General features: G+C 69.1%; 20 protein-coding genes and 1 tRNA gene. 5 read left to right on the top strand and 16 right to left on the bottom strand.

What is annotated here, in order from left to right; translation table 11 throughout:
* The first annotated feature begins 98 nt into the window (after positions 1-98).
* From dtd to LQ771_RS15475, 4 genes are all read left to right on the top strand, one after another.
* Positions 99-542, top strand: coding sequence for a D-aminoacyl-tRNA deacylase (gene dtd / locus LQ771_RS15490; protein WP_231350273.1), 444 nt, complete (start codon positions 99-101; stop codon positions 540-542).
* Between the two features lie 164 nt (positions 543-706).
* The gene (rpoD, locus tag LQ771_RS15485; protein WP_231350272.1) at positions 707-2,575 is read left to right on the top strand and encodes an RNA polymerase sigma factor RpoD; all 1,869 of its coding nucleotides are present in this window, start codon (positions 707-709) and stop codon (positions 2,573-2,575) included.
* Between the two features lie 207 nt (positions 2,576-2,782).
* Positions 2,783-2,858: transfer RNA gene (locus tag LQ771_RS15480), tRNA-Ile, on the top strand.
* A 336-nt stretch (positions 2,859-3,194) separates the two neighbouring features.
* On the top strand, positions 3,195-5,636 hold the full coding sequence (locus LQ771_RS15475) for an MHYT domain-containing protein (RefSeq protein ID WP_231350271.1): 2,442 nt from the start codon (positions 3,195-3,197) through the stop codon (positions 5,634-5,636).
* 99 nt (positions 5,637-5,735) lie between these two features.
* On the opposite strand, the gene LQ771_RS15470 is transcribed toward LQ771_RS15475, so the two are convergent.
* The 16 genes from LQ771_RS15470 to LQ771_RS15395 form a co-directional block, all read right to left on the bottom strand.
* Positions 5,736-6,701, bottom strand: a complete 966-nt coding sequence (locus LQ771_RS15470; protein ID WP_231350270.1) for a sensor domain-containing diguanylate cyclase — start codon at positions 6,699-6,701, stop codon at positions 5,736-5,738.
* Positions 6,702-6,819: 118 nt separating this feature from the next.
* Positions 6,820-7,146 (bottom strand): cytochrome C oxidase subunit IV family protein, encoded by a 327-nt coding sequence (locus tag LQ771_RS15465; protein WP_231350269.1) that lies wholly within the window; start codon positions 7,144-7,146, stop codon positions 6,820-6,822.
* Complete coding sequence (locus LQ771_RS15460) at positions 7,143-7,790, bottom strand: cytochrome c oxidase subunit 3 family protein (protein WP_231350268.1); 648 nt, start codon at positions 7,788-7,790, stop codon at positions 7,143-7,145. Before LQ771_RS15460 ends, LQ771_RS15465 begins: the two co-directional genes overlap by 4 nt.
* On the bottom strand, positions 7,787-9,385 hold the full coding sequence (gene ctaD / locus LQ771_RS15455; protein ID WP_231350267.1) for a cytochrome c oxidase subunit I: 1,599 nt from the start codon (positions 9,383-9,385) through the stop codon (positions 7,787-7,789). Before ctaD ends, LQ771_RS15460 begins: the two co-directional genes overlap by 4 nt.
* Complete coding sequence (gene coxB / locus LQ771_RS15450) at positions 9,372-10,304, bottom strand: cytochrome c oxidase subunit II (protein WP_231350266.1); 933 nt, start codon at positions 10,302-10,304, stop codon at positions 9,372-9,374. The genes ctaD and coxB overlap by 14 nt, the downstream gene beginning before the upstream one ends.
* On the bottom strand, positions 10,301-11,161 hold the full coding sequence (locus tag LQ771_RS15445) for an SCO family protein (protein WP_231350265.1): 861 nt from the start codon (positions 11,159-11,161) through the stop codon (positions 10,301-10,303). The genes coxB and LQ771_RS15445 overlap by 4 nt, the downstream gene beginning before the upstream one ends.
* Positions 11,158-11,520 (bottom strand): hypothetical protein, encoded by a 363-nt coding sequence (locus tag LQ771_RS15440; RefSeq protein WP_231350264.1) that lies wholly within the window; start codon positions 11,518-11,520, stop codon positions 11,158-11,160. The genes LQ771_RS15445 and LQ771_RS15440 overlap by 4 nt, the downstream gene beginning before the upstream one ends.
* Positions 11,517-12,596, bottom strand: a complete 1,080-nt coding sequence (locus tag LQ771_RS15435; RefSeq protein WP_231350263.1) for a hypothetical protein — start codon at positions 12,594-12,596, stop codon at positions 11,517-11,519. Before LQ771_RS15435 ends, LQ771_RS15440 begins: the two co-directional genes overlap by 4 nt.
* Positions 12,593-13,231: a c-type cytochrome gene (locus tag LQ771_RS15430; RefSeq protein ID WP_231350262.1), complete on the bottom strand. Its 639-nt coding sequence runs from the start codon at positions 13,229-13,231 to the stop codon at positions 12,593-12,595. The genes LQ771_RS15435 and LQ771_RS15430 overlap by 4 nt, the downstream gene beginning before the upstream one ends.
* Positions 13,232-13,344: 113 nt before the next feature.
* The gene (locus tag LQ771_RS15425; protein WP_231350261.1) at positions 13,345-13,881 is read right to left on the bottom strand and encodes a DUF3341 domain-containing protein; all 537 of its coding nucleotides are present in this window, start codon (positions 13,879-13,881) and stop codon (positions 13,345-13,347) included.
* On the bottom strand, positions 13,878-15,221 hold the full coding sequence (gene nrfD / locus LQ771_RS15420) for an NrfD/PsrC family molybdoenzyme membrane anchor subunit (RefSeq protein WP_231350260.1): 1,344 nt from the start codon (positions 15,219-15,221) through the stop codon (positions 13,878-13,880). Before nrfD ends, LQ771_RS15425 begins: the two co-directional genes overlap by 4 nt.
* Positions 15,222-15,324: 103 nt before the next feature.
* A complete protein-coding gene (locus LQ771_RS15415) occupies positions 15,325-18,246 on the bottom strand; it encodes a TAT-variant-translocated molybdopterin oxidoreductase (protein WP_231350259.1) in 2,922 nt (973 codons plus the stop codon).
* A 31-nt stretch (positions 18,247-18,277) separates the two neighbouring features.
* Complete coding sequence (locus LQ771_RS15410) at positions 18,278-18,925, bottom strand: cytochrome c3 family protein (protein WP_231350258.1); 648 nt, start codon at positions 18,923-18,925, stop codon at positions 18,278-18,280.
* A 313-nt stretch (positions 18,926-19,238) separates the two neighbouring features.
* Positions 19,239-20,522, bottom strand: a complete 1,284-nt coding sequence (locus LQ771_RS15405; RefSeq protein ID WP_231350257.1) for a c-type cytochrome — start codon at positions 20,520-20,522, stop codon at positions 19,239-19,241.
* Complete coding sequence (locus LQ771_RS15400) at positions 20,519-22,267, bottom strand: GMC family oxidoreductase (RefSeq protein ID WP_231350256.1); 1,749 nt, start codon at positions 22,265-22,267, stop codon at positions 20,519-20,521. Before LQ771_RS15400 ends, LQ771_RS15405 begins: the two co-directional genes overlap by 4 nt.
* Before the next feature lie 11 nt (positions 22,268-22,278).
* Complete coding sequence (locus tag LQ771_RS15395; RefSeq protein ID WP_231350255.1) at positions 22,279-22,995, bottom strand: gluconate 2-dehydrogenase subunit 3 family protein; 717 nt, start codon at positions 22,993-22,995, stop codon at positions 22,279-22,281.
* Between the two features lie 315 nt (positions 22,996-23,310).
* Between LQ771_RS15395 and LQ771_RS15390 the strand changes: the two genes are divergently transcribed.
* The gene (locus LQ771_RS15390) at positions 23,311-23,736 is read left to right on the top strand and encodes a response regulator (protein ID WP_231350254.1); all 426 of its coding nucleotides are present in this window, start codon (positions 23,311-23,313) and stop codon (positions 23,734-23,736) included.
* The last annotated feature ends 78 nt before the right edge of the window (positions 23,737-23,814 follow it).

The raw sequence follows: 23,814 nt of genomic DNA, 5'->3' as shown, positions 1-23,814 counted from the left end.
AAGGGAGCACCTGCCCTGCCGTTAAGCACCGGGCCGGGACGCTCCACCGTTTTTGCCTATTCTTGCAGGGACGCCCTGCCGACGCCTGCCGCCTTCCCATGATCAGCCTCATCCAGCGTGTGCTTTCCGCCAGCGTCCACGTCGAGGGGGCGGCCGTGGGCGCGATCGGCCCGGGTCTGCTCGCGCTGGTGGCCGTTCAGCCGGCGGACGGCGAGGCGCAGGCCAGACGCATGCTCGAAAGGCTGCTGGGCTACCGCGTATTCGCCGACGAGGCCGGGCGGATGAACCGCTCGCTGGCCGACACCGGCGGCGGCCTGCTGCTGGTCAGCCAGTTCACGCTGGCCGCGGACACCCGCTCGGGGATGCGCCCCAGCTTCACCAGCGCCGCCCCGCCCGAGCATGGCCGGCGCTGGTTCGAGCGGCTGGTGGAGCTGGCTCGCGCCACGCACGCCGGAGGGGTGGAAATCGGGCGCTTTGGCGCCCACATGGAGGTCAGGCTGGTCAACGACGGCCCGGTCACCTTCTGGCTGGAAGTGCCCTGACCGGAACCCACCCATTCGATGGCACACGACCCGGTGATGTCCCACGCAAACGTCGATCTGGCGCGATTTTTGCGTGTGGCCCACGCGAAATCTTTCCCTTTAAAACTGGTCAAAAAAGCGCCACATCGCTATACTGATCGGTTCCTGCATCCGCGGCGGTAGGTATGAACAGCAAAGCTCCCGAGCAACAGTCCGAAATCAAGGCACTCATCTCCAAGGGCCTGGAACAGGGCTACCTGACCTACGCGGAGATCAACGATCACCTGCCCGACGACATCGTCGACCCGGAGCAGATCGAAGACATCATGGCGGTACTCAAGGGCGTCGGCATCGAGGTGCACGACGCCGCGCCGGATGCCGACCCGCTGGCCGACAACGCCCCCGGCTCCGGCAACGACGACGAGGCCGCCGCCGAGGAAGCGGTCGCCCTGCTCTCGGCCGTCGACGCCGAGGTCGGCCGCACCACCGACCCGGTGCGCATGTACATGCGCGAGATGGGCACGGTCGAGCTGCTCACCCGCGAGGGCGAGATCGCCATCGCCAAGCGCATCGAGGAAGGCCTGTCCCAGGTCCAGACGGCGCTGGCCAGCTTCCCGCTGACCATCGAGCTGCTGCTGGAGGAATACGACCAGCACCTGGACGGCAAGCGCCGCCTGTCCGAGATCCTGGCGGGCTTCGCCGACCTGGAGCAGCTGGCCGACGAAGCGCGTGCCGAGGCCGAGGAAGCGGCTGCCAACGGCGAGGTCGTCGAGTCCGACGAGGACGAGGACGAGGACGACGGCGACGACTCCGAGGAAGAGGAGGCCGGCCCGACCGGTCCCGATCCGGAAGAGGTCAAGCGCCGCATGGAGCTGCTGCGCGACTACTACGCCAAGTTCCAGAAGGCCGCCCCGAAGGCGACCGGCATCACCGACAAGAAGATCGTCAAGCTGCGCGACCAGATGGCCGAGGAGTTCCTCAAGCTCAAGCTGCCGTCCGCCCTGATCGACAGCTTCGTGCGCAAGCTGCGCGAAGTGGTGGGCGACATCCGCCACCACGAGCGCGTGCTGATGGACATCTTCGTCAAGCAGGTGAAGATGCCGAAGGCCGAGTTCCTCAAGACGTTCCCGAGCAACGAGGGCAACGTCGAGTGGGCCGCCGAGCTCTCGCGCAAGCGCCAGAAGTGGTCGCCCAACGTCAAGAACCACCGCGAAGCGATCGACGCCGAGCAGGACAAGCTCGCCGCGATCGAGAAGAAGCTGTTCCTGCCGCTGACCGACATCAAGGAAATCAACCGCGCCATGTCGATCGGCGAGGCCAAGGCCCGCCGCGCCAAGAAGGAGATGGTCGAGGCGAACCTGCGCCTGGTGATCTCCATCGCCAAGAAGTACACCAACCGCGGCCTGCAGTTCCTGGACCTGATCCAGGAGGGCAACATCGGCCTGATGAAGGCGGTCGACAAGTTCGAATACCGCCGCGGCTACAAGTTCTCGACCTACGCCACCTGGTGGATCCGCCAGGCGATCACCCGTTCGATCGCCGACCAGGCGCGCACCATCCGCATCCCGGTGCACATGATCGAGACGATCAACAAGTTGAACCGCATCTCCCGCCAGATGCTCCAGCAGTTCGGCCGCGAGCCGACGCCGGAGGAGCTGGCCAAGGAGATGGAGATGCCCGAGGACAAGATCCGCAAGGTGCTCAAGATCGCCAAGGAGCCGATCTCGATGGAGACCCCGATCGGCGACGACGAGGACTCGCATCTGGGCGACTTCATCGAGGACACCAATGCGTCCTCGCCGATCGAGTCGGCCACCGAGACCGGCCTGATGGAGACCGTGCGCGACGTGCTTGCCGGCCTCACCCCGCGGGAAGCGAAGGTGCTGCGCATGCGCTTCGGCATCGACATGAACACCGACCACACCCTCGAGGAAGTCGGCAAGCAGTTCGACGTCACCCGCGAGCGCATCCGCCAGATCGAGGCCAAGGCGCTGCGCAAGCTGCGCCACCCGAGCCGCTCGGAGCAGCTGCGCTCGTTCCTCGACCTCGAGTAAGCGCAAACCCCACGCATCACCACGACGCCCGCCCCGCGCGGGCGTCGTCGTTTCCGGCACTCGCCATCGGCAGGGTAGGGTCCGGCGGCCAGTCCGTGCTGGACAGCGATGCGGCGCGAAGACCTGTCCACCACCGGCTCGTTGGCGCAGCTCCGGGCTGCCGTTAACATGCACCCCCGCCCTGCGCACTGCAGGGATATCCCTGTCGGGCCTATAGCTCAATGGTTAGAGCAGGGGACTCATAATCCCTTGGTTCCAGGTTCGAGTCCTGGTGGGCCCACCATCATCGCCAGCCACCGCACGGCCGCTGAACACGGGCCGCCAAGCGCGACCACGGCGGCTCCCGCGTGACCGCGGCCTGTATAAACTGGTCCACGGCGCCGGCGCCTGACAGTGCGCCGGCGGTCGTCCGTCACGGGCGGCAGGGTGGGCATGATGCCACTGCCTGCATGCAAGGCCTGGACGAGGCCTGAGGAAACGCTGTGACCCGCATGATTCTGCCACGGGCAATCACGCCCGGGCCTTTCGGCGCGATGGCGCCATTACCGGTCGCCGTCGCGCGGTTGCCGCGGGCGTCATGTCGCTGCATCGGCGGCCCCGGACACCCGGTTACCGGCGCATGCAGACGATGATCCTGACCGGCACCCACGACGGCTATCTGGTCATGCTGTCGCTCCTGATCGCGGCGTTTGCCTCGTTCACGGCGCTCAGCCTAGGCAGTCGGGTGCGGGCCTCCTCCGGCGCGATTCGCCGCATCTGGGTCGCCTCGGCCGCCATTGCCCTGGGTGGCGGTATCTGGTCGATGCACTTCGTGGCGATGCTTGCCTTCAGCGTGCCGGGCATGGAGATGAGCTACAGCCCGTCACTGACCCTGCTGTCGCTGCTCATCGCGGTGGTGTTCACCGGGGCGGGCTTTGCGATCATGCGATGGGACGAGGTCTCCCTCGGCCAGGTCGCCTGGGCCGGCCTGCTGATGGGTTCGGGCGTGCTGGCGATGCACTACCTGGGCATGGCGGCGATGCGCATGCCTGCCTCGCTCAGCTACGAGCGTTTCTGGGTGGCCGTCTCGATGCTCGTCGCGATCGGCGCCGCGACCGCCGCGGTGTGGCTGGCCGCCCGCGACCAGCGGCTCGCGCATCGCTTGGTGGCCGCCGCCGCGATGGGCACGGCGATCGCCGGGATGCACTATGCCGGCATGCGCGCAGCGGTGTTCACCGCCGCGCCGACCGTGGACATGGCCACCGCCCGCGCCAGCATCGGCCAGACCAACCTGGCGGTAGTGATCAGCGCGATCACCGTACTGATCCTGATCATGGCGCTGGGCGCGGCCAGGGTCGAGCGGCTGCTGCAGGCACTGGCGCGACGCGAGGCGCGCGCCGCACTGCGACTGAAGATCGCGGACGTGCTGCGCGAAAGCGACACCGCCGAGGCGCTGCAGGAGGTGGCGGCGCTGATGGGCGTGCATTTCGGCGTCAGCCGTGCCGGTTACGGCGAACTGGATCCAGCCGACGACAGCTTCCAGTACGGGGTGTGCTGGACCGATGGCAGCGTGCCTGCGCTGATGGGCCGCTACCCGGCCGCCGATTTCGGCGTGAAGATCGTCGCGATGCTGCAGGCCGGCCGGACGGTCGCCATCGACGACCTGTTGCGGGCAGCCCTCAGCGACGAGGCGCGCACCCACCAGACCGCGCGGGACGTCGACACGCGCGCCATCCTGGTGGTGCCGTTCGTGCGCGACAGGCAACTGCGCGGCATCGTCTACATGAACCAGCGTACGCCGCGCAGCTGGCATCCGGACGAGATCGCCTTCGTGGAGGAGATCGCCGAACGGACCCGGCTGGTCATCGAACGCGCCATGGCCCTGGCACAGCTGCGCGAGCTGAACGCGACGCTGGAAGCGCGGGTCGAGGCCCGCACGCGGCAGCTTCGCGAAGCCCAGGAAGCGCTGCTGCAGAGCCAGAAGATGGAGGCGGTCGGGCAACTGGTGGCCGGCCTGGCACACGATTTCAATAACGTGCTGGGCGCGGTGGTCGGCGCCTTCGACCTGATTCAGGGGCGGCCGGCCGAGCCGGCTCGGGTGCAGCGGTTTGCCCAGGCTGGGCTGCAGGCGGCCGAACGCGGCGCCAAACTGACTGCCCAGCTGCTGGCGTTTTCACGTACCCAGCGCATCCAGCTGCAACCGCTGCTGGTCTGTGTCGTGATCGCCGCCATGCAGGAACTGCTGGCCCGCACGCTGGGACCGGCCATCCAGCTGCAGTTGCAGCCGAGCCCCGCGCCCGCCCCGGTGATGGCCGACCCCACCCAGCTGGAAATGATGGTGCTGAATCTGGCCATCAACGCGCGTGACGCCATGCCCGATGGCGGGGTGGTGAGCATCGGCACCAGGGTTCGCCACATCGCCGGGGACCCTGAGATGGGCGATGGCCGCTACGTCGAGCTCACAGTGCGCGACAGCGGGACCGGCATGGACGAGACGACGCTGCGGCGTGCAATGGAGCCATTCTTCACCACCAAGCCGGTGGGCAAGGGAACCGGGCTGGGCCTGGCGCAGATCTACGGCAGCGCGCGCCAGGCCGGTGGCACGGTGCGCATCGAGAGTGCGCTCGGGGCCGGCACGACGGTCCGGGTATTCCTGCCCTGCACCGACCGGCTACCGGTTGCCGCTGCCACGATAGCAGCGCCGGCACCGGTCCCCGGCGATGTCCGTGTCGCCCGGGTGTTGCTGGTCGACGACGACCCGCACCTGCGCCAGATGCTGGCAAGCGCGCTGGAGGCCCACGGGTACGGCGTGCGCGAGGCGAACGACGGACCCTCCGCACTCGAGGCGCTGGCCGCCGAGCTGCCCGACGTGGCAGTGATCGACTTCGCCATGCCTGGCATGAACGGCGCCGAGCTGGCCCGTCGGGTGGCCGAGCGCTGGCCGTCGCTGCCGCTGCTGTTCGCCAGCGGCTTCGCCGACACCGCGGCGGTGGATGCGGCCACCGATGGCAAGGCGGTGCTGTTGCGCAAGCCGTTCCGGGTCGAGGAGCTGGTCACGGCGATCGACCAGGCGATCGCCTGAACCGAGACCCGGACCGGCTATCGGGCCGGTCCTGCCCAGGCGGTGCTCGATCCCGCGCGCATACGGCGGCGTCGGGCCGGTGCAACCGGCCGGTGGAGCTCAGCGTGCGTCGCGTTGTCGCGCACGCTTGGCGTCGAGCATCAGCAGGTCCGCCTCGCGGTAGGCCTCGCCCAGGTCGCGGTCGGGGCCGCGCCAGCTGTAGCCGAGCGTGGCGGCGACGCCGGCGGTGCGCAGGGCCTGTTCGATGCGGGCGGCATGGCGGGCCAGCTCGGTGGGCCCGACATCGAGGATCAGCACCACGAACTCGTCGCCGCCGAGCCGCGCGACCACGTCCGAGGCCCGCACCGTGCGCGACAGCTCGCGCGCAGCGCACTGGATGAGCTGGTCACCGGCGTCGTGGCCCTGGCTGTCGTTGGTCTGCTTGAGGCGGTCCAGGTCGACCACCACCACGCCGGCGGTGGTGTGTTCGTCGCGGCAGCGCTGCTCCTCCAGCGCAAGCAGCTCGCGCCAGCCGCGGCGGTTGAAGGTCCCGGTCATCGCGTCGGTCATCGCCTCCAGTTCGGCACGCTCGGCACGGCGGCGGGTTTCCTTGAGATCGACATCGTGGCGCCACAGCGTGGCGAGCATCTGCGCGCACAGCTGCACCATCGGCAGCCAGTGTTCGACATCGACCGACGCCGGCTGCGGATCAATACCGCACAGCGTGCCGATCGCGTCATGGTCCAGTTGCACGGGAACGCCAAGGTAAGCGGCGATGCCGCGGCTCACGATAGGCGCGGCGGCGTACGGCGGATGGGCGCTGACGTCCGCCACTACGCAGGGCCCACCACGGACCATGCGCGAGCAGATCGAGTCCGCCCACCCCAACGCGTCACCGCTGCGCAGGCCGTAGCAATCGTCTGAGGCGGCCAGCAACAGCCAGTCCTCGCCGTCGACGCGGGTGAAATACCAGGCGCCTACGCCGGTGCGCTCGCGCAGCATCGACAGGCAGGCCTGGGCCGCCTCGCGGAAACCGCCGAACGCGGGAAGTGGCGGGAGTGACAGGATCTCGGGTGGCATGCTCATGGGCGAAATGAAGGCCGGACCAGTCCCGGAGGCGGGCGTCACGATGCCTGCCGCAATGGTGCCACATGCCAATGAATCGCCCCTGCGCGTACGGAAGCAGAAGCCATGCCACGCTCCCTCACCAGGGAGCCGGCAGCGGCGTGCGCGTCAGCACGTCGGCCAGGCCCAGCGCGATCATCACCGCCAGCCACGCGAATCCGGCGCTGGCGACGATCCGCAGCAGCGCGTTGTCGGCTTTCAGGCGCATGAAGATGGTCAGCACCAGCAGCGCCTTGATCGCCGCGATGCCGAGGTTGGCCACCGTGTTGAATGGCCCGAGCTTGAGCAGCGCGCTGCCGGCGCTCAAACCCAGCAACACCAGCAGGGACACCAGCGTCCACAGGTTGCTGCCCAGCGAGGGTGGTTTCGGGCCGCTGCGGTGGCTGCGTTGCGGGCGCGCGTTCATCCGGCCCTCCCGACCAGGTAGATCACCGGGTAGACGAAGATCCACACGATGTCGACCAGGTGCCAGTACAGCGCGGTCAGTTCCAGCGGCGTGTGGTAGTCCTGGTCGAAGGCGCCATGCCAGGTGCGCCAGCCCATCACCGCCATCAGCACCACGCCGATGGTGACGTGGATGCTGTGGAAGCCGGTGATGAAGTAGTACAGGCAGTAGAAGATCTCCATGCCGTGCGCGTACACGCCGTGCTGGGTGTAGTGGATGCGCGGGATCAGTCCTTCCTGGTACTCGGCGTAGTACTCGAACCCGTGCATGACCAGGAAGCTCACGCCCAGCAGCGCGGTGGCACCCAGCAGCGCGGTGGCCAGCCGCCGGCCGCCCAGTTGTACCTCGCGCACGGACAACGCCACGGCGCAGCTGCTGGTCAGCAGCACCGCGGTTTCGATCGTGCCCAGCAGCATGTCGGTGTGCCGGCTGGCTTCGGCGAAGGCCTCGGGGAAGCGCACGCGGCACAGTGTGTAGCCGGCGAACAGCACGCCGAAGAACAGGATCTCGGTGGCCAGGAACGCCCACATGCCCAGCGTCGCGGCCTCGCGCTGCTGCACGGGGTCGTCGAACTGCTCGGGCACGGGATGGATTCGGGCGTTCATCGGCGGTAGGCGTAAGGGCCTTCGGTGACCTGGGGGACCTGCTCGAAGTTGTGCGGCGGCGGCGGCGAGGAGGTCTGCCACTCCAGCCCGGTCGCGTCCCACGGGTTGGGGCCGGCACGCGCGCCGTGACGCAGCGACCAGGCGAGGTAGACCAGCGGCAGCAGGTAGGCCACGCCCAGGATCGTCGCGCCGGCCGAAGACAGCACGTTCCACACCTGGTACTGCGGCAGGTACTCGTGATAGCGCCGCGGCATGCCCTCGTAGCCCAGGATGTACTGCGGGAAGAAGGTGAGGTTGAAGCCGAAGAACATCAGGATCGCGGCAAAGCGCGCCCAGGCCTCGGAGTACAGGCGCCCGGTGATCTTCGGCCACCAGTAGTGGATGCCGCCCAGGTACGCCATCACCGCTCCGCCGACCATGATGTAGTGGAAGTGCGCCACCACGAAGTAGGTGTCGGTGAGGTTCACGTCCAGCGCGGCGGCGGCCAGGAACAGGCCGGTCAGCCCGCCCAGCATGAACAGGCCGACGAAGCCCAGCGCATAGAGCATCGGAGCGTCGAAGCCGATGTCGCCCTTGTACAGCGTGGCGGTCCAGTTGAAGACCTTGATCGCCGAGGGCACCGCGATGATGAAGGACAGGATCGAGAACACGATGCTCGCGTACATCGACTGCCCGGCCACGAACATGTGGTGGCCCCACACCAGGAAACCGACCACGGCGATGCCGACGATCGCGTAGACCATGAACTTGTAGCCGAAGATGCGCCGTCGCGCGCCGTTGGTGATCAACTCGCTGACCAGCCCCATCGCCGGCAGGATCATGATGTACACGGCCGGGTGCGAGTAGAACCAGAAGAAGTGCTGGAACAGCACCGGGTCGCCGCCCAGCGCCGGGTCGAAGATGCCCACGCCGAACAGCCGCTCCAGCCCGATCAGCGCCAGCGTCATCGCCAGCACCGGCGTCGCCAGGATCATCACCAGCGCCACCGCGTACATCGCCCACACGAACAGCGGCAGGCGCATCCAGGTCATGCCCGGCGCGCGCATGGTGTGCACCGTGACGATGAAGTTCAGCCCGGTGAAGATCGAGGAGAACCCGACGATGAAGACGCCGACCACCGCCATCAGCACGTGCGAGTTGGAGAACATCGTCGAGAACGGCGTGTAGAAGGTCCAGCCGGTGTCCACACCGCCCAGCAGCAGGCAGGCCAGGGTGAACAGCCCGCCCAGCATGTACAGGTACCAGCTGAACAGGTTGAGCCGCGGGAAGGCGACGTCGCGCGCGCCGATCATCAGCGGCAGCAGGAAGTTGCCCAGCGTCGCGGGGATGGAGGGGATCAGGAAGAACCACACCATCACCACGCCGTGGAAGGTGAACGCCTTGTTGTAGGTCTCCGCGCTGAGCAGGTCGCCGGCGGGCGTGACCAGTTCCCAGCGGATCAGCGCGGCGGCCAGGCCGCCGAGGAAGAAGAAGAAGGTGATGCCCAGGCCGTACAGCACGCCGATGCGCTTGTGGTCGTGGGTCGTGAGCCACGAGCGCAGGCCGAAGCCTTCCTCCAGGTAACTGCGCGGCCGCGCCGGCTCAGCGGTGCTCATCGGTGTCCTCCGCCGCGTGGGTGCGGGTCTTCAGGTAGGCCACCAGGGCCAGTACGTCCTCTTCACCGATGCGGCCTTCGAAGCTGGGCATGATCGGCGCGTAGCCGGCGGCCACCTGCTTCTTCGGCAGCAGGATCGAGTCGTGCAGGTAGCGCTCGTCGGCCAGCACCTGCGAGCCGTCGGCCAGCGGGACGGTGCGACCGTAGAGGTCGTAGAGGTGCGGCGCATGCACGCCCGAGCGCGGGTCGTGGCAGCCGCTGCAGCCGAGCTGGCGAAACAGGTCCGCGCCCTGTGCGGCGAGGCCGGTGCCCTGGTGCGCGTGCAGCCAGCGCGCGTAGGCGGCCGGGGCCATCGCCACCACCCGCCCGCGCATGCGCGAATGGTCGGTGCCGCAGAACTCGGCGCAGAAAAGGTCGTAGGTGCCCGCCCGGGTAGCGGTGAACCACAGCTGCGTGTAGCGGTCCGGCAGCACGTCCTGCTTCACGCGGAAGGCCGGCACGTAGAAGCTGTGGATCACGTCCTGCGAGGTCATCACCAGCCGGATCGGCTGGCCCACCGGCACGTGCAGCTGGTCGATCTCGCGCTGGCCGCCCGGGTGCTGCACCTTCCACATCCACTGCTTGGCGACCACGTAGACCGGCTGGGCGTCCTTCGGCGGCGTGCGCAGCTTGATCCACAGGTGCACGCTCCAGCCGAAGATGCCCATGAACAGGAAGAAGGGAACGAGCGTCCAGGTCAGTTCCACGCCCATGTGCCGGTGCGCCGGCGTGCGTATGGCGTCCGTGCCCCTGCGGTACTTCACGCAGAACACGATCATCACCGTGAACACGCCGATGACCACCAGCGCGCACAGCGCCAGCAGCGTGTCGAACAGGTGGTCGACGTTCGGTGCGAGCGAGGAGGCTTGCGGCAGCATCATGCGCGCGCCCTCGCCTTGAGCCAGGCCAGCCAGCCGGCCAGCGCCAGCACGAACGCCACCCCAAGTACCTGCATGGTGCGCCCGATCGCCAGGCTGTAGCGGCCGGTGGTGGGGTCGTAGCCGCAGCACAGCAGCACCAGCCGGTCGATCATGCTGCCGAGCCCGCCGTGCGAGGCGTCCACCAGCGCCAGCCGCAGCGATGTCGGCGGCCAGGACACGCCGAAGAAATATTGCGCGACCTTGCCGCCCGGCGTGATTGCCACCAGGCCGGCGGCGTGCGCGTACTGATGCAGCCTTTCGTCGTAGAAGTAGCGAAAGCCCACGGCTCTGGCCAGGGCGCCGATCGCGGCCGGGTCGCCGCTGAGGAAATGCCAGCGCGGCACGTCGGCCTGCGGGTGGCTGCGCGCCAGCATGGCCTGCGTGTGGCGTGCATCCGCCGGCGTTTCGGACGGGTCGATGCTGACGAAGACCACCTCGAAGTCGCGGCCGGGCTGGAGGTCGAGCCCATCCAGTGAATGCGCCATCCCGTTGAGCACCACGTCGCAGAGGTTGGGGCAGCGGTAGTAGCCCAGCGCAAGCAGCAGCGGCTTGCCGTGGGCCAGCGCGCGCAGGTCGGTGGGCTTGCCATCGGCGTCGAGGAAACGCGCATCGAGCGGGACGCGGGCGCCCAGGCGCTGGTCGAAACCGGCCCGCTGGGCGAGGTCCGGCGGCGGTGGCGGTGCCCGCGTGGCCCACACCGCCGGCATCCACAGGATGAACAACCACGCCACCCGCAGGAGCGCACCGCGTGCGCGACCGCCAGGCACGACCGGGCAGTGCGGGTGCCAGGGCGCGCAGCGGCGGCGGGCCGCCCTCATTGCGGACGCTCCGTGGAGGAGGCCGGCGCCGGCGCACCCTGTCCCGCGGCGACCAGCGCCATGGCCCGCGTGATCGGAATCCGCGCGACCGTATGCGCCGGGTCCACCCACTGGTAGCCCTCGAGGCGCGAACGCTGCAGTGCGCGCTCGGCCGCGATGTCGGCGGACGGGTCGGGCTGCAGCCGCGGCTGCGGCGGGATCGGTCGTGCCGGCTGCCCGCCCGCGGTCAACAGCGGTCGTGCCCAGACGTACACCAGCAGCACGATCGCCAGCAGGCTGAGCGCCAGGATCGCCGCGGCCCAGTGCAGCACGCCGGCTGCCACGGCGTAGGACTCGTGCGAATCGGGCTGGCGGCTCATGCTCCGACCTCCCGTGCCGCGCGCCGCTGCGCGCCGTAGCCCAGCCACCACAGGCCGCCGATGCCGATCCACGCCAACGGGTCGCTCCAGGCCAGTGCGTGCTCGCGCAGGCCCGGCAGCACCAGCCAGGCGACATAGCCGATCTGCGCGACGAACAGCCACAGCGCCACGCCGGCCAGCCACGCCACGCGCTGCTTGGCCTGCCGCGAGAGCAGCACGGCGAACGGCAGCGCCAGGTGGAACAGCACCAGGAACGCCCCCAGCCAGCGCCAGGGCGTCTTCACCCGTGGCAGGTACCACACCGTTTCGGACGGCAGGTCCGCGATCCAGACGGTCAGGTAGTCCATGAAGGCGAGGTAGCCCCAGGCCAGCACCAGCACCATCAGGATGCTGCCCAGGTCGTTCAGCCGCCTGGACGCCCAGGGCGAGGCGGCGGCGTCGCGGCGGGCCACGCTGACCCACACCGCCAGCCCGGCCGCGGCAAGCAGCTGTGCGGTGCCGACCAGGATGCCGAAAGTGGTCGAGTGCCAGCGCGGCACCAGCGACACGACCCAGTCGATCGCCGCCACCGACACGGTCAGGACGAAGAGGATCAGGCCGCCGGCAGCGAACCGCCCGGCCGCGGGCGTGGCCAGCCAGCGGCGGATGCCATGCGCCAGCCACAGCCACAGGGCGAACGCGATCACCGCGCGCGCGACGAAGAACGGCACGTTGAGCCACCAGCGCTGGCGGTCGAGGTCGGGGTCGGCCGCCTGCGCGCCGGCCCAGGGGAACAGCACCGCCACGCCGATCAGCACCGGCACCAGCAGCGCGGCCATCAACGGCAGGCGCCGGCTGCCTGCCAGCAACGCGGGGCGCAGGGCGAGGCCCCAGTCACCGCCGGTCAGCGCGTGGATCAGCAGCAGGCCCACGCTGCCCAACGCCGGGCCAAGCCAGAACAGCCAGGCGAACAGGTAGGACAGCAGCACCTCGCGCGGCGCCTGGAGCCCCAGCAGCAGGCATCCGGCCAGCGCGAGCAGGCCCACCACCGCGGCGATGCCTTCGCCACGCGAAACCGTGGGCCACCACCGGCTCATCGGCGCGCCTCCGCCGGCAGGCGTGCCAGGTCCCGGGGCGTCAGCCGGTCGCGTGGCGCGTGCTGGGAGAGCTGCAGCGCGCGGATGTAGGCGACGATCGCCCAGCGGTCGTGCGGACTGATGCGGTCGGCATACGGGTACATCACCCCGTAGCCGTCGCTGATCACCTGGTAGAAGTGGCTGTCCGGCGCGTTGCGCAGGCGGTCCGTGTGGTAGCTCGGCGGCGCCGGGAAGCCGCGCCGGGCGATCATCCCGGCGCCGTTGCCGCTCAGTCCGTGGCACGGCGCGCAGTAGATGTCGAAGCGCTCCTGTCCGCGCCGGAGCAAGCCGAGTGTGACCGGCAACGGATTGGCGTAGCGGCGCTCGCCCACGTCGGCCCGCGCGAGGCTGCGGCCCTGGGCATCCAGCGGCAGTGCCGGGCCCGGGTCGGGCGGCAGCGTCATGTGCCCGCGGCGACCGCTGGCCGTGTCGGCCGCGGCGCCCTGCGCCATCGGCACGCTGCCCGGTGGCGGCGTGCGCGCGCTGTTGCCGTCGGCGAACAGCGGGCTGGGCTCCAGCGGCTTGTACTTGGGCTGGGAATACATGTCGTGCATGGCCTGTTCGCAGCCGGTGACCGAGAGCAACGCGGCGAGCACGAACAGGTACCGATACCTTGCCGGAGCGCACCCGGAGCGCGACCGCCGTGCCCCCACCGCGAGATCCGGTCGCGCACCGGGCGCGCTTGTGCACAGCGGCGGCAGGCGCGGCTTCATGGGCCCACCCGGTCGATCGCCACCGGTGCCAGCCGCGCGAGGTCGTCGCGGGCCAGCGCCGCATCGAAGCACGGATCGTCCGCGCGCAGCCACAGGAAGAAGCCATCGCGGCTGGCCGCGTCGAAGCCCGGCACGTCGAACAGCGGATGGTTGAGCCGCGGCAGACCGTTGGCGAAGAACATGCCGGCGATGCCGAACACCGCGGCGAACAGGATGGTCATCTCCAGCGCGGCGGGAATGAAGGCAGGCCAGCTTGCGTTCGGTCGTCCGCCGACATTGACCGGATAGTCGATCACCGACGCGTACCACTCCAGGAACAGCGTGCCGAACCCGCCGGCCAGCCCGCCGAGCAGCACCAGCAACGGGATGCGGTTGCGCATCGGCCCCAGCGCCGGGGCCAGGCCCTCGACCGGATACGGCGTATAGGCTTCCAGTTGCGTATAGCCGCGGCCGCGCAGCTCGCGTACCGCCATCAGCAGCGTGCCGGCATCCTCGAAACGGGCCAGCCAGCCCTGTTCGTGCAACGCGCTCATGCCCCCTCCCTTCCGAGCCGCGCACGCAGCTTGCGCAGCTCGAACATCGGCAGCAGTGGCAGCAGCCGCACGAACAGCAGGAACAGCAGGAAGAACAGGCCGATCGAGCCGGCCAGGAAGGCGATGTCCCAGACCGTCGGGTAGAACATGCCCCAGCTCGAGGGCAGGAAGTCGTGGTACAGGCTGCTGACGATGAGCTCGAAGCGCTCGAACCACATGCCGACGAGCACCAGCAGCGCGATCACGAACAGCGCCGCGTGGCTGCGCCGCACGCGCTCGAACCAGATCGCCTGGATCGCCACCACGTTGCAGCCGATGATCGTCCAGTACACCCAGGCGTAGGCGCCGGTCAGCTCCTGCATGGCGTGCGCGATCTCGTAGCGGTCGCCGCTGTAGAACGCGTTGAACAGCTCCGAGGCGTAGCTGTAGTCGACAAACAGGCCCGCGGCCAGCATCAGCTTGGCGAGGTTGGTGATGTGCCTTTCGGTGATGAAGTCGCCCAGCCCGAAGTAGTGCCGCAGCGGGATGCCCAGCACCAGCACCATGCCGAAGCCGGAGAACAGCGCGCCGGCCACGAAGAACGGCGGGAAGATGGTCGAATGCCAGCCCGGCAGCAGGCCTTCGGAGAAGTCCAGCGCCACCATCGAGTGCACCGAGAACACCAGCGGCACGGCCATCGCCGCCAGCAGCAGGTTGAGTGTCTCGAAGCGTTGCCAGTGGCGTGCCTCGCCGCGCCAGCCGGCGGCGAGCAGGCCGTAGAAGAGCTGCTTGCCTCGGCTGGTGGCGCGGTCGCGCAGCGAGGCGAGGTCCGGGATCAGCCCGACATAGAAGTACAGCACCGAGACGATCAGGTAGGCGACGATCGCCGAGAAGTCCCAGAACAGGGAACTGCGCCACTGCGGCCAGACGCCCATGCGGTCCGGGTAGGGGGCGAGCCAGTAGAAGAACCATGGCCTTCCCAGGTGCAGGATCGGGAAGATGCCCGACACCGACACGGCGAACACCGTCATCGCCTCGGCATAGCGGTTGAGCGCGTTGCGCCAGCCCTGCCGCGCCAGGTAAAGGCCGCCGGAGATGAAGGTGCCGGCCATGCCGATGGCGATCCACCAGACGTAGTCGGCGATGGCGAAGGCCCACGCCACCGGGATGTCCAGCCCCCAGATGCCCACGCCCCTGGCGAGCAGCCAGACGATGCCGGCGCCGAGCCAGGCGGTGAGGACGAAGGACAGCGCAAAGGCGACCATCCACAACCGGCCGGTCGGGCGCTCGAGCACGATGGCGCTCACCTTGTCGGTGATCGACGCGTCGGTTTCGCGCGGGGCGAGCAACGGCACGCTCATGCCGTTGCTCCCATGCGTTCCGATACCGCGCCCTCTGCCCGTCGGGGAGGGGGCGCGGGCCCGACGCAGGTGGGGAGCAGGCCGGCGGCGACACGCATCGCGTTCATGTGTCGTCCTCCAGCGCCGGGTGCGGATTGCGGATCGCGGCCAGATACGTGGTGCGCGGGCGGGTGTTGAGTTCCTCCAGCAGGGCGTAGTTTCGCGGCGAGGCCTTCTGCCGGCTGACCGCGCTCGAAGGGTCCTGCTGGTCGCCGAAGACGATCGCCCGGGTCGGACACACCGCCTGGCAGGCGGTCAGCACCTCGCCATCGGCGATGCGCCGGCCTTCGCTGTCGGCGGCAATGTGCGCGGTCTGGATGCGCTGGATGCAGTAGGTGCATTTCTCCATGACGCCGCGGTTGCGCACGGTGACATCCGGGTTGCGCTGCGCCTTCAGCGTTTCGGTGGTGAGGTCGCTGTACTGCAGGAAATTGAAGCGGCGCACCTTGTAGGGACAGTTGTTGGAGCAGAAGCGCGTACCCACGCAGCGGTTGTAGACCTGCACGTTGAGGCCTTCGGCATCGTGCACGGTGGCGCCGACCGGGCAGACCACCTCGCATGGCGCGTGCTCGCAGTGCATGCACGGCACCGGCTGGTGGTGGATGCGCGGGGCGCGTACGTCGCCCTCGTAGTAGCGGTCGACGCGGATCCAGTGCATCTCGCGGCCGCGGCCGACTTCCTCCGCGCCCACCACCGGGATGTTGTTCTCCGCCTGGCAGGCGATGGTGCACGCGCCGCAGCCGATGCATGCGTTCAGGTCCACGCTCATGCCCCAGGCGTACTCGCCGTGCAGGCGGTCGGGGTAGAGGCTGGGCGGCGGTTGTGCCTGTTCCTGCGCGAAGGCGGGGTCGGCGCGGAAGGCATCGAGGGTGCTGGCACGCACCGGCTCGCGCCCCTCCATGGTGTGGTGGCGCTGGGTGGTGGCCAGTGCGTAGTGCGCACCGGTGCGGTTGACGCGCAGGCCGTCGCTGCGCCACGGTGCCTCCGTGCTGCGCAGGGCATAGGCGTCGAAGCCAAGCTGGCCGCCGACGCGCCCGGCATGCCGGCGACCGTAGCCGAGGCAGACCGTGACGCTGCGCGCGGCCTGACCCGGCATCACCCACACCGGCGCCTGCGTGTGGCGTCCGTCGATGCGCAGCTCCAGCGCGTCGCCGTTCTTCAGGTCATGGGCGAGCGCGAGCTCGGGACTGACCAGCGCCACGTTGCTCCAGGTCAGCGTGGTGAGGGGCTTGGGGCACTCCTGCAGCCAGCCGTTGTTGGCGTAGCGCCCATCCCAGACGGTCGCGTCGGGGGCGAACAGCAGCTCCAGGCCCGGCTCGTCCGCCGGCGCCGTCACTTGCGCGAGGAAGCCGCGGTCCACGCGCGGCTGCTGCGCGGGCGGTGCGCTGTGCGGGATCACGCCGTTCTGCAGGATGGCGCGCCACGCCGCCTCGTCGGCCTGCCAGGTGCTTTGCACGCGGGCACGCGGGCTTTGCAGGTCGCCCAGGAACAGGGCCAGCAGTTCGTGGGTACTGCGGCTGTCGTACAGCGGCGCGATCACCGGTTGTACCGCGCTGGCGGTGCCGTCGGCGGCACGCAGGTCCGACCAGCTTTCCAGTGCATGCGAGCGCGGCAGGTGCCACTGGCACGCGCGGGCGGTCTCGTCGCGATAGAGCCCCAGATGGATGGGGTGCGGCACGTGGGCCAGCAGCTGGGCGAACTGCGCGTCGGCCGGCGTGGCGTAGGCCGGGTTGCCATCGAGGATCAGCAGCGTATCGACCTGGCCGGCGGCCATCGCCTCGGTCAGTTCGCGCAGGTCCCGCGTCGAGGACTCCCACGGTTCGGGTGGCGCGTAGCACTCGACCGTACGTCCGACATTGCCGAGCACCTCGTTGAGCAGGTGCGCGAGTGCGTGCACCCACGGCGGCTGCGTGCGCCCGGCGAGCACCAGCGAGCGTCCGTGCTGTGCGTCCAGGTCCTGCGCCAGCGCGCGCAGGCGGCGGGTCGAGAGGCCACTGGACTGCGTCGCGTGCACGCCCGGTACGCCGAGCAACTCGCCCAGCTCCAGCGCCGCCATGCCGACGTGCGCCGACGCCAGTGCCCAGCGGTGGTCGGCCTTGGCGCCGGTGAGCGACGGCGAGGCTTCCATCACGTAGAGGCGGTTGAAGGCCGCCGATCTCGGATCGCGGCCGCCGATGAAGTCGCGCCCATGGCGCAGCGTGCCGGGCATGGCGCCCAGGAAGTCGGCCTCCAGCGAGAGGATCACCTGCGCACGGTCGAAGTGGTAGCGCGTGCGCAACGGCTCGCCGAAGGCCAGCCGGGCGCCGGCCAGCGCATTGTCGTCGTCGACCGCCTCGTATGCATGCCAGCGCGATCCGGGGAAGCGCGCGAGCCATGCCTCGCGCTGTGCCGCGAGCGTGGGCGAGTCGAGCCGGCCGCTCAGTACATGCAGGCCGCGACCGTCGCGGCCGAAGCGCGCGGCGAGCTTGCGGGCCTGGTCGCCGAACGCATCCCAACTCGATGCCACGCCCTCATGGACCGGCGCCTGCGAGCGATCGGGGTCCCACAGCTCCAGCACCGCCGCCTGCATCGCAGGCGTGGTTGCGCCCAGGCTCATCGGGTGGGCCGGGTTGCCCTCGATCTTGGTCGGCCGGCCCTGGTGGGTTTCCACCAGCACGCCGGCGACGTCGCCCGCGCAGGCCAGCGTGCTGGCGTAGAAGCGCGGCAGCGCCGGCGGCAACTGGTCGGGGCGGCGCACCCACGGCACGATCTCTTCCTGCGGTGGGCGGCTGCAGGCGCCCAGTCCGGCCAGGGCCAGCGAGGCACCGAGGAGTTTGAGGAAGCCGCGGCGGTCCAGCGCCGGTTCCAGCCGGGACAGTTGCGGGAAGGCTTCGCTCAGGCGGGCGCGCCAGGCCGGTTGCTCGACCAGTTCTTCCAGTGCGCGCCAGTAGTGCGGGCCGCGGGCGTCGGCCAAGCGCGTGCGCAGGGCGTCGAGTGGCCCGGTCATGCCGGATCTCCGGCGGGCGTGGGCGTGGTGCTCATCGGTGGCATACCGAGCAGTCCGTCAGCCGGCGCGTGTCGATGTGGTAGCGCTTGACCAGCGCCAGGCCGAGTTTTTCCTGGTCCTCGGCCTGCCAGCCCATCGCGAATTCCTGCTCGCGCGGGCGCAGATATTTCTGCGGCGCGCGGTGGCAGTCCAGGCACCACTCCATCGACAGCGACTTCGTGCGCATGGTCAGCGGCATGCGGTCGACGCGGCCGTGGCAGCTTTCGCAGCCGACGCCCTTGGCCACGTGGATCGAATGGTTGAAGTAGACGAAGTCGGGCAGCTGGTGGACGCGCTTCCAGTGCAATGCCACGCCGCGCTGCCAGCTTTCGACCACCGGCTTGAGCACGGCCTGGTCGGTGTACAGCTGCGAGTGGCAGGTCATGCAGGTGGAGATCGGCGGCATGCCGGCGAAGGCCGAGGTCTCCACCGTGTCGTGGCAGTAGCGGCAATCGATGCCGTCGTCGCCGACGTGGTGCTTGTGGCTGAAGGGGACGGGTTGTTCCACGGCCTCGCCGATGCGGTGCGGTTCGTTGGTCAGTCCGCGCCAGGCCAGTACGGCGGCGCTCGCGAGCACGAGCACGGCCAGCAGGGCGAGCTTGACGAACAGGCCGAAGCGCGGATGGAAGATCTGGGTCATCGCCTCTCGTTGGGTCCTTTAAGGCGAGCGTTCGACGGCAACCATGGCAGGGGTGGCGTGAAGCGCCCGGTTTTATCTGGTGGCACGGCTTTTATCTGGTGGCGCGGCGCGAAGCGCCACTTTCGCGTCCTCGCCCCTCCGGGGAGAGGATTGAGATGAGGGGCCGCTCTTGCGGGGAACCTCATAAGCAAGCCCCCCGCGAGCCCCCGCCCCGTCCCCCGCCCATCTCCCCGGAGGGGAGAAGGAGCTGAGCCATGGAGCTCCCCGTCGAGTCCCGACCCTCTCCTCCTCCGGAGGGCAGAGGGGCACGGCATCACGGCGACTTGCGCAGCGCTTCGCGAAGGTCTTCCACGTGGTCGGCATCCACCGCCTCCGCGCGGTTGCCCCAGGCGTTGCGGATGTAGGTCGTCAGGTCCGCGATCTGCGCATCGCTCAAGTGGTCGGCAAAGCCCTGCATCGCCAGGCCGGTGGGCTCGGCGGTCGTCCTGGGAATGTGCGCGCCGTCGAGGATCACGCCGATCAGCGTGTCGGCACTCGCGGCCTGCACGGCGGAACTCTGCCGCAGCGGCGGGAATGCGCCGATCTCGCCCTGGCCCTGCTTCAGGTGGCAGCCCTCGCAGTTGTCCACGTAGAGCGCGGCGCCGCGATCGAGGGTGTCCTTGTCGACCGTGGCCACCGACGTGTCCTCCGGCGCCGGCAGGCTCTTGAGGTACACGGCGATCGCTTCCAGGTCCGGCTTGCTCAGGTACTGGGTGGATTGCTCGACCACCTCGGCCATCGGCCCGGCGGCGGCGGTGCGGCTGTTACGGCCGGTGCCCAGGTACTGCACGATGTCCTGTTCGGTCCAACTGCCCAGGCCGTCACGCACGCCTCCCGCCAGGCTCGGAGCGTAGGCGTTCTCGGCGTAACCGCCGGTGGGCGGGCCGTCCATGTCGGTGGCACCGGCGAAGTTCCTGTCGCCGTGGCAGGCGCTGCAATGTCCCGGCCCCTGGACCAGGTAGGCGCCACGGTTCCATTGCGCCGAGCGCTTCGGATCGGGCTGGTAAGTGCCCTCGTCGAAGTACATGCCGTTCCACACCGCCATCAGCCCGCGCTGGTCGAGCGGCCAGGGCAGTTCGTTCTTCCGGTGCACGTGGCGCACGGGCGTCAGCGTGTCCAGGTAGGCCTTGATCGACAGCACGTCGTCGCGGCTCAGCCTGGTGTACCAGGGATAGGGGAAGGCCGGATAGAGCGGGTTGCCCTGGCGGTCGATGCCCTCGTGCATGGCGCGGTAGAAGTCCTGGTCGGTCCAGCGGCCGATGCCGGTCTCCGGGTCCGGCGTGATGTTGCTCGAATAGATGGTGCCGAACGGCGTGGGGATGGCGCGGTCGCCGGCGAACGGCTGGCCGCCGGGAGCGGTATGGCAGGCTTCGCAGTCGCCCGCGCGCACCAGGTAGCGGCCGCGCGAGATCTCGCCCCACGGACCCGGACTCATGCGTTCGCCGAGCTTCACGGCCGAGGGCGCGGCCGGGTCGCGGTCATGGCTGCAGGCGGTACAGAGCATGGCGAGCAGGAACAGGGCCGGGAGCGCCAGGCCTTTGCGCAGGGCCGCGCTCATACCGTCACCAGCGGGCCGGGGTTCTTGAGGTAGCGCTTCATTGCCTCGGCCGACCAGAAGGTCAGCGCGCCGACCGTGCCGGTCGGGTTGTAGCCGGCGTTCTGCGGGAACACGCTCGCGCCCATGACCCACAGGTTCGGCACGTCCCAGCTCTGCAGGTAGCGGTTGACCACCGAGGTCTTCGGATCGTCGCCCATCACCGCGCCGCCGGTGTTGTGGGTGGTCTGGTAGGGGACGATCGAGTAGGGACCCTGGCGCTTCTTCTCGTGGATGGTGGCGCCGGGAATCGCGCGGCCGATCTGCGCGGCCTTGTCGGTGAGGAAGCCGGACATCGTCAGCTCGTTGGGCTGGAAGTCGAAGGTCAGGCGCAGCAGCGGGTTGCCGTAGACGTCGCGCCAGGTCGGGTCCAGGTCCAGGTAACTGGAGCGGTAGCTCATCACGCTGCCGTGGGTGGCGATGGAGCAGGCGGTCAGGTAGTTCTCCTGCATCGCCTTCTTCCAGCCGGCGCCCCACTTGGGCGCGTTCTGCGGCAGGTGGTGCTGCAGGATCGGCCGGCCGCCGGTGTTCCACAGCGCGATGTAGCCGCCGCCGATGAAGCCGTGCGGACCATGGTCGAAGTTGTCACCGTTGAACTCGTCGATCGCCTGGCCAAGCGCGCCGGCGCCCATGAACGGGTTCAACCGCTCCTTCTGGAAGACGTCGACCGAGGAAGTGATCTGGTAGGCGTAGTTGCGCCCGACCACTCCGGTGTTCGAGACCGGGTCGTAGGGCTGGCCGATCTTCGAGAGCAGCAGCAGGTGCACGTTGTGCTGGGCGAACGCGCACAGCACCACCATCTGGGCCGGCTGCTCGATCTGGTTGCCGTCGACGTCGACGTAGGTCACTCCGGTGGCGCGCTTGCCCGTGGAATCGGTGTTGACGCGGGTGACGTTGCAGTGGGTGCGGAAGTGGAAGTTGTCCTTGCGCAGCAGCACGGGGAGGATGGTCGTCTGCGGGCTGGCCTTGGAGTAGTTGCCGCAGCCGAACCACTCGCAGTAGCCGCAGTACGTGCATTGCCCCATCTGCACGCCCAGCGGATTGCGGTAGGGGCGCGAGGTATTGGCGGCCGGGCACGGGAACGGCTTGAAACCGACCTCGCGCGCAGCCTTGTCGAAGAGCACGGTGGAGGCGCTGCGCTCCAGTGGCGGCAGCGGGTAGCCGCGCTGGCGCGGGCCCTCGAACGGATTGCCACCGGCCACCAGCTGGCCGCCCACGTTGCCGGCCTGGCCGGAGACGCCGCAGAGGTATTCGAAGCGGTCGTAGTGCGGCTCCAGCTCCTCGTAGGTAACGCCCCAGTCCTGCAGGTTCATGTCGGCGGGAATGAAATCCTTGCCGTAGCGCTGCTCGGTGTGGGTCCGGATCTGGAAGTCCTGCGGCAGGAAGCGCCAGCACTGGCCGTTCCAGTGCACGCCGGCGCCGCCGACGCCCGCCGCCGGCAGGAAGGAACCGAGATGGCGCATCGGCAGCGCGGTCTGGCTTGCGTTGTTGCGAAAGGTCAGCGTCTCGCGCTCGGGCGATTCGAAGATCTGCTTGCGCACCGCGTAGCGCAGTTCGTCCTGGATGTGGTCGGTGGCGAAGTCGGGGACGGTGTCGCGCCAGGCGCCGCGCTCGAGCGCGAGTACCTGCACGCCTGCGTCGGTCAGCTCCTGCGCGATGATCGAAGCGGTCCAGCCGAAGCCGACCAGCACCACGTCCACGGGCGGCATCCGCCGCGCCATCAGGAGGCCCCTCCGGCGTGCGCCAGCGCCGCCTCCGGCGCGCGGCCTATGAGGCTGACGCAGGGCTGCTGGTAGGGCTTGCCGTACTCGCCGATCTCGCGCACGTAGTTGTAGCGGGGGCCCGGGAAACCGATCAGCTTCCAGCCGGCGAAGTCACGGTTGCCGCCGTAGACCGGGTCGGCGAGGAAGCCTTCCTGGGTGTTCTGCCAGAGCAGGTTGAAGAAGGTCTCGGAAGGCACGTCGCCCAAATCGACCTTGCCGCCCTCGAGCGCGTGCAGTACTTCATCCTGCTGGTCGGCGCCGAGCCTGGCGAAAGGCTGCTGGTACTGCGCGCGGCAATGCTTGTCGATCCCGGCGATGGCCTGGCGGTACAGCTGGGCGGGCGTGAAGCGCAACTGGTAACCCTGGCTGTCGATGCCGCGCGGCCAGGGTCCCTGCATGTACCAGCGCTCGGCGCGCCCGTAAGGACCGGCCAGTTGCAGGTCGAGAAAGGTGGGAATGCCCGCCTTGTCGCCTCCCGGCCCCAGCGCATCGGTGGGAATCAGCCGCGCCGTGGCGGCCTGGATGAAGTCCATTTCCCCGGGCGCGAAGAAGGCGTTGGCAGTGCCGCCGTGCGCATCGGTGCCGCTGCCGCCGCAGGCGCACAACACCATGCCGGCCGGCACCGTCACGCCGACGAGCCTGAGGAAACCCCGGCGTGCCGGATCGTATTTCACGTCTGCCACTCCCACCCTCGCTGGAAAAGACAGCCTAAGCAGGTGACAGTGAAAGAGCGGCGTCATCCGGGTGAAGATGCGGTGGTCCTGCGTCGCAACATTTTGCGTTTCGCATCAATGCCTTGCGAACTCATCCGGCACCAGGTGCCGGGCTGGCGGCCGGCCGTTGCACGGGCAGTGGACGTTTGTGAACCACAAACGCAAGATCACATGCTTAAATAGTTGACGCAGCAATGCTTTAGCCTGCACGCTTCCGTCACTTGTGTATGGTCACGATTCACGGTTCGGGCCGCGGGTGCGTGATTGGGAGGTGTCATGGCGAAGGACAACCTTGTATTGCTGGTGGAGGACGATTCGGACACGCGTGAAGTCATGGCGCTGCTCCTCGATGCGGCCGGCTACCAGGTCCTCTCCGCGCGCGACGCCAGCACCGGCATCCGCCTGATGGACGAGCAACCGGAAATCGACGTGATCGTCACTGACGTCAACATCGGCGGCGGCCAGGACGGCATCAGCATGACCGAGGAACTGCGCCGGCGTGGATCGAACGCAGCCGTCGTGGTGATCTCCGGCGATCCGGAGGCGTCCAGCGAGCGGCTGGGCCCGACTGCCACCTTCCTGCCCAAGCCGTACGACCGCAAGGCGCTGCTGGCGGCGATCGCCGATGCGCGTGCCAAGAACGCCCGCGCATGCGCCGTCGCCGACGGGGGCCGGCCGCCGTATCCCGGTTTATCTCACTGACCACATGATGTAGGTTCGGTCGAGGCCGGCCAACCGGAACGCGGTCGCGCTGCGGCTGCAAACCCAATTTGTCCGGGG

Source organism: Frateuria soli (assembly GCF_021117385.1).
GTDB lineage: Bacteria > Pseudomonadota > Gammaproteobacteria > Xanthomonadales > Rhodanobacteraceae > Frateuria_A > Frateuria_A soli.
The sequence above is the reverse complement of the archived record's forward strand: the minus strand, read 5'-3'. Positions and strand labels throughout refer to the sequence as shown.

Excerpts from the sequence above, each read along its gene's own strand:
- dtd (WP_231350273.1), top strand. The coding sequence starts at position 99 with ATGATCAGCCTCATCCAGCGTGTGCTTTCCGCCAGCGTCCACGTCGAG.
- rpoD (WP_231350272.1), top strand. The coding sequence starts at position 707 with ATGAACAGCAAAGCTCCCGAGCAACAGTCCGAAATCAAGGCACTCATC.
- LQ771_RS15475 (WP_231350271.1), top strand. The coding sequence starts at position 3,195 with ATGCAGACGATGATCCTGACCGGCACCCACGACGGCTATCTGGTCATG.
- LQ771_RS15470 (WP_231350270.1), bottom strand. The coding sequence starts at position 6,701 with ATGAGCATGCCACCCGAGATCCTGTCACTCCCGCCACTTCCCGCGTTC.
- LQ771_RS15465 (WP_231350269.1), bottom strand. The coding sequence starts at position 7,146 with ATGAACGCGCGCCCGCAACGCAGCCACCGCAGCGGCCCGAAACCACCC.
- LQ771_RS15460 (WP_231350268.1), bottom strand. The coding sequence starts at position 7,790 with ATGAACGCCCGAATCCATCCCGTGCCCGAGCAGTTCGACGACCCCGTG.
- ctaD (WP_231350267.1), bottom strand. The coding sequence starts at position 9,385 with ATGAGCACCGCTGAGCCGGCGCGGCCGCGCAGTTACCTGGAGGAAGGC.
- coxB (WP_231350266.1), bottom strand. The coding sequence starts at position 10,304 with ATGATGCTGCCGCAAGCCTCCTCGCTCGCACCGAACGTCGACCACCTG.
- LQ771_RS15445 (WP_231350265.1), bottom strand. The coding sequence starts at position 11,161 with ATGAGGGCGGCCCGCCGCCGCTGCGCGCCCTGGCACCCGCACTGCCCG.
- LQ771_RS15440 (WP_231350264.1), bottom strand. The coding sequence starts at position 11,520 with ATGAGCCGCCAGCCCGATTCGCACGAGTCCTACGCCGTGGCAGCCGGC.
- LQ771_RS15435 (WP_231350263.1), bottom strand. The coding sequence starts at position 12,596 with ATGAGCCGGTGGTGGCCCACGGTTTCGCGTGGCGAAGGCATCGCCGCG.
- LQ771_RS15425 (WP_231350261.1), bottom strand. The coding sequence starts at position 13,881 with ATGAGCGCGTTGCACGAACAGGGCTGGCTGGCCCGTTTCGAGGATGCC.
- nrfD (WP_231350260.1), bottom strand. The coding sequence starts at position 15,221 with ATGAGCGTGCCGTTGCTCGCCCCGCGCGAAACCGACGCGTCGATCACC.
- LQ771_RS15415 (WP_231350259.1), bottom strand. The coding sequence starts at position 18,246 with ATGACCGGGCCACTCGACGCCCTGCGCACGCGCTTGGCCGACGCCCGC.
- LQ771_RS15410 (WP_231350258.1), bottom strand. The coding sequence starts at position 18,925 with ATGACCCAGATCTTCCATCCGCGCTTCGGCCTGTTCGTCAAGCTCGCC.
- LQ771_RS15405 (WP_231350257.1), bottom strand. The coding sequence starts at position 20,522 with ATGAGCGCGGCCCTGCGCAAAGGCCTGGCGCTCCCGGCCCTGTTCCTG.
- LQ771_RS15400 (WP_231350256.1), bottom strand. The coding sequence starts at position 22,267 with ATGCCGCCCGTGGACGTGGTGCTGGTCGGCTTCGGCTGGACCGCTTCG.
- LQ771_RS15390 (WP_231350254.1), top strand. The coding sequence starts at position 23,311 with ATGGCGAAGGACAACCTTGTATTGCTGGTGGAGGACGATTCGGACACG.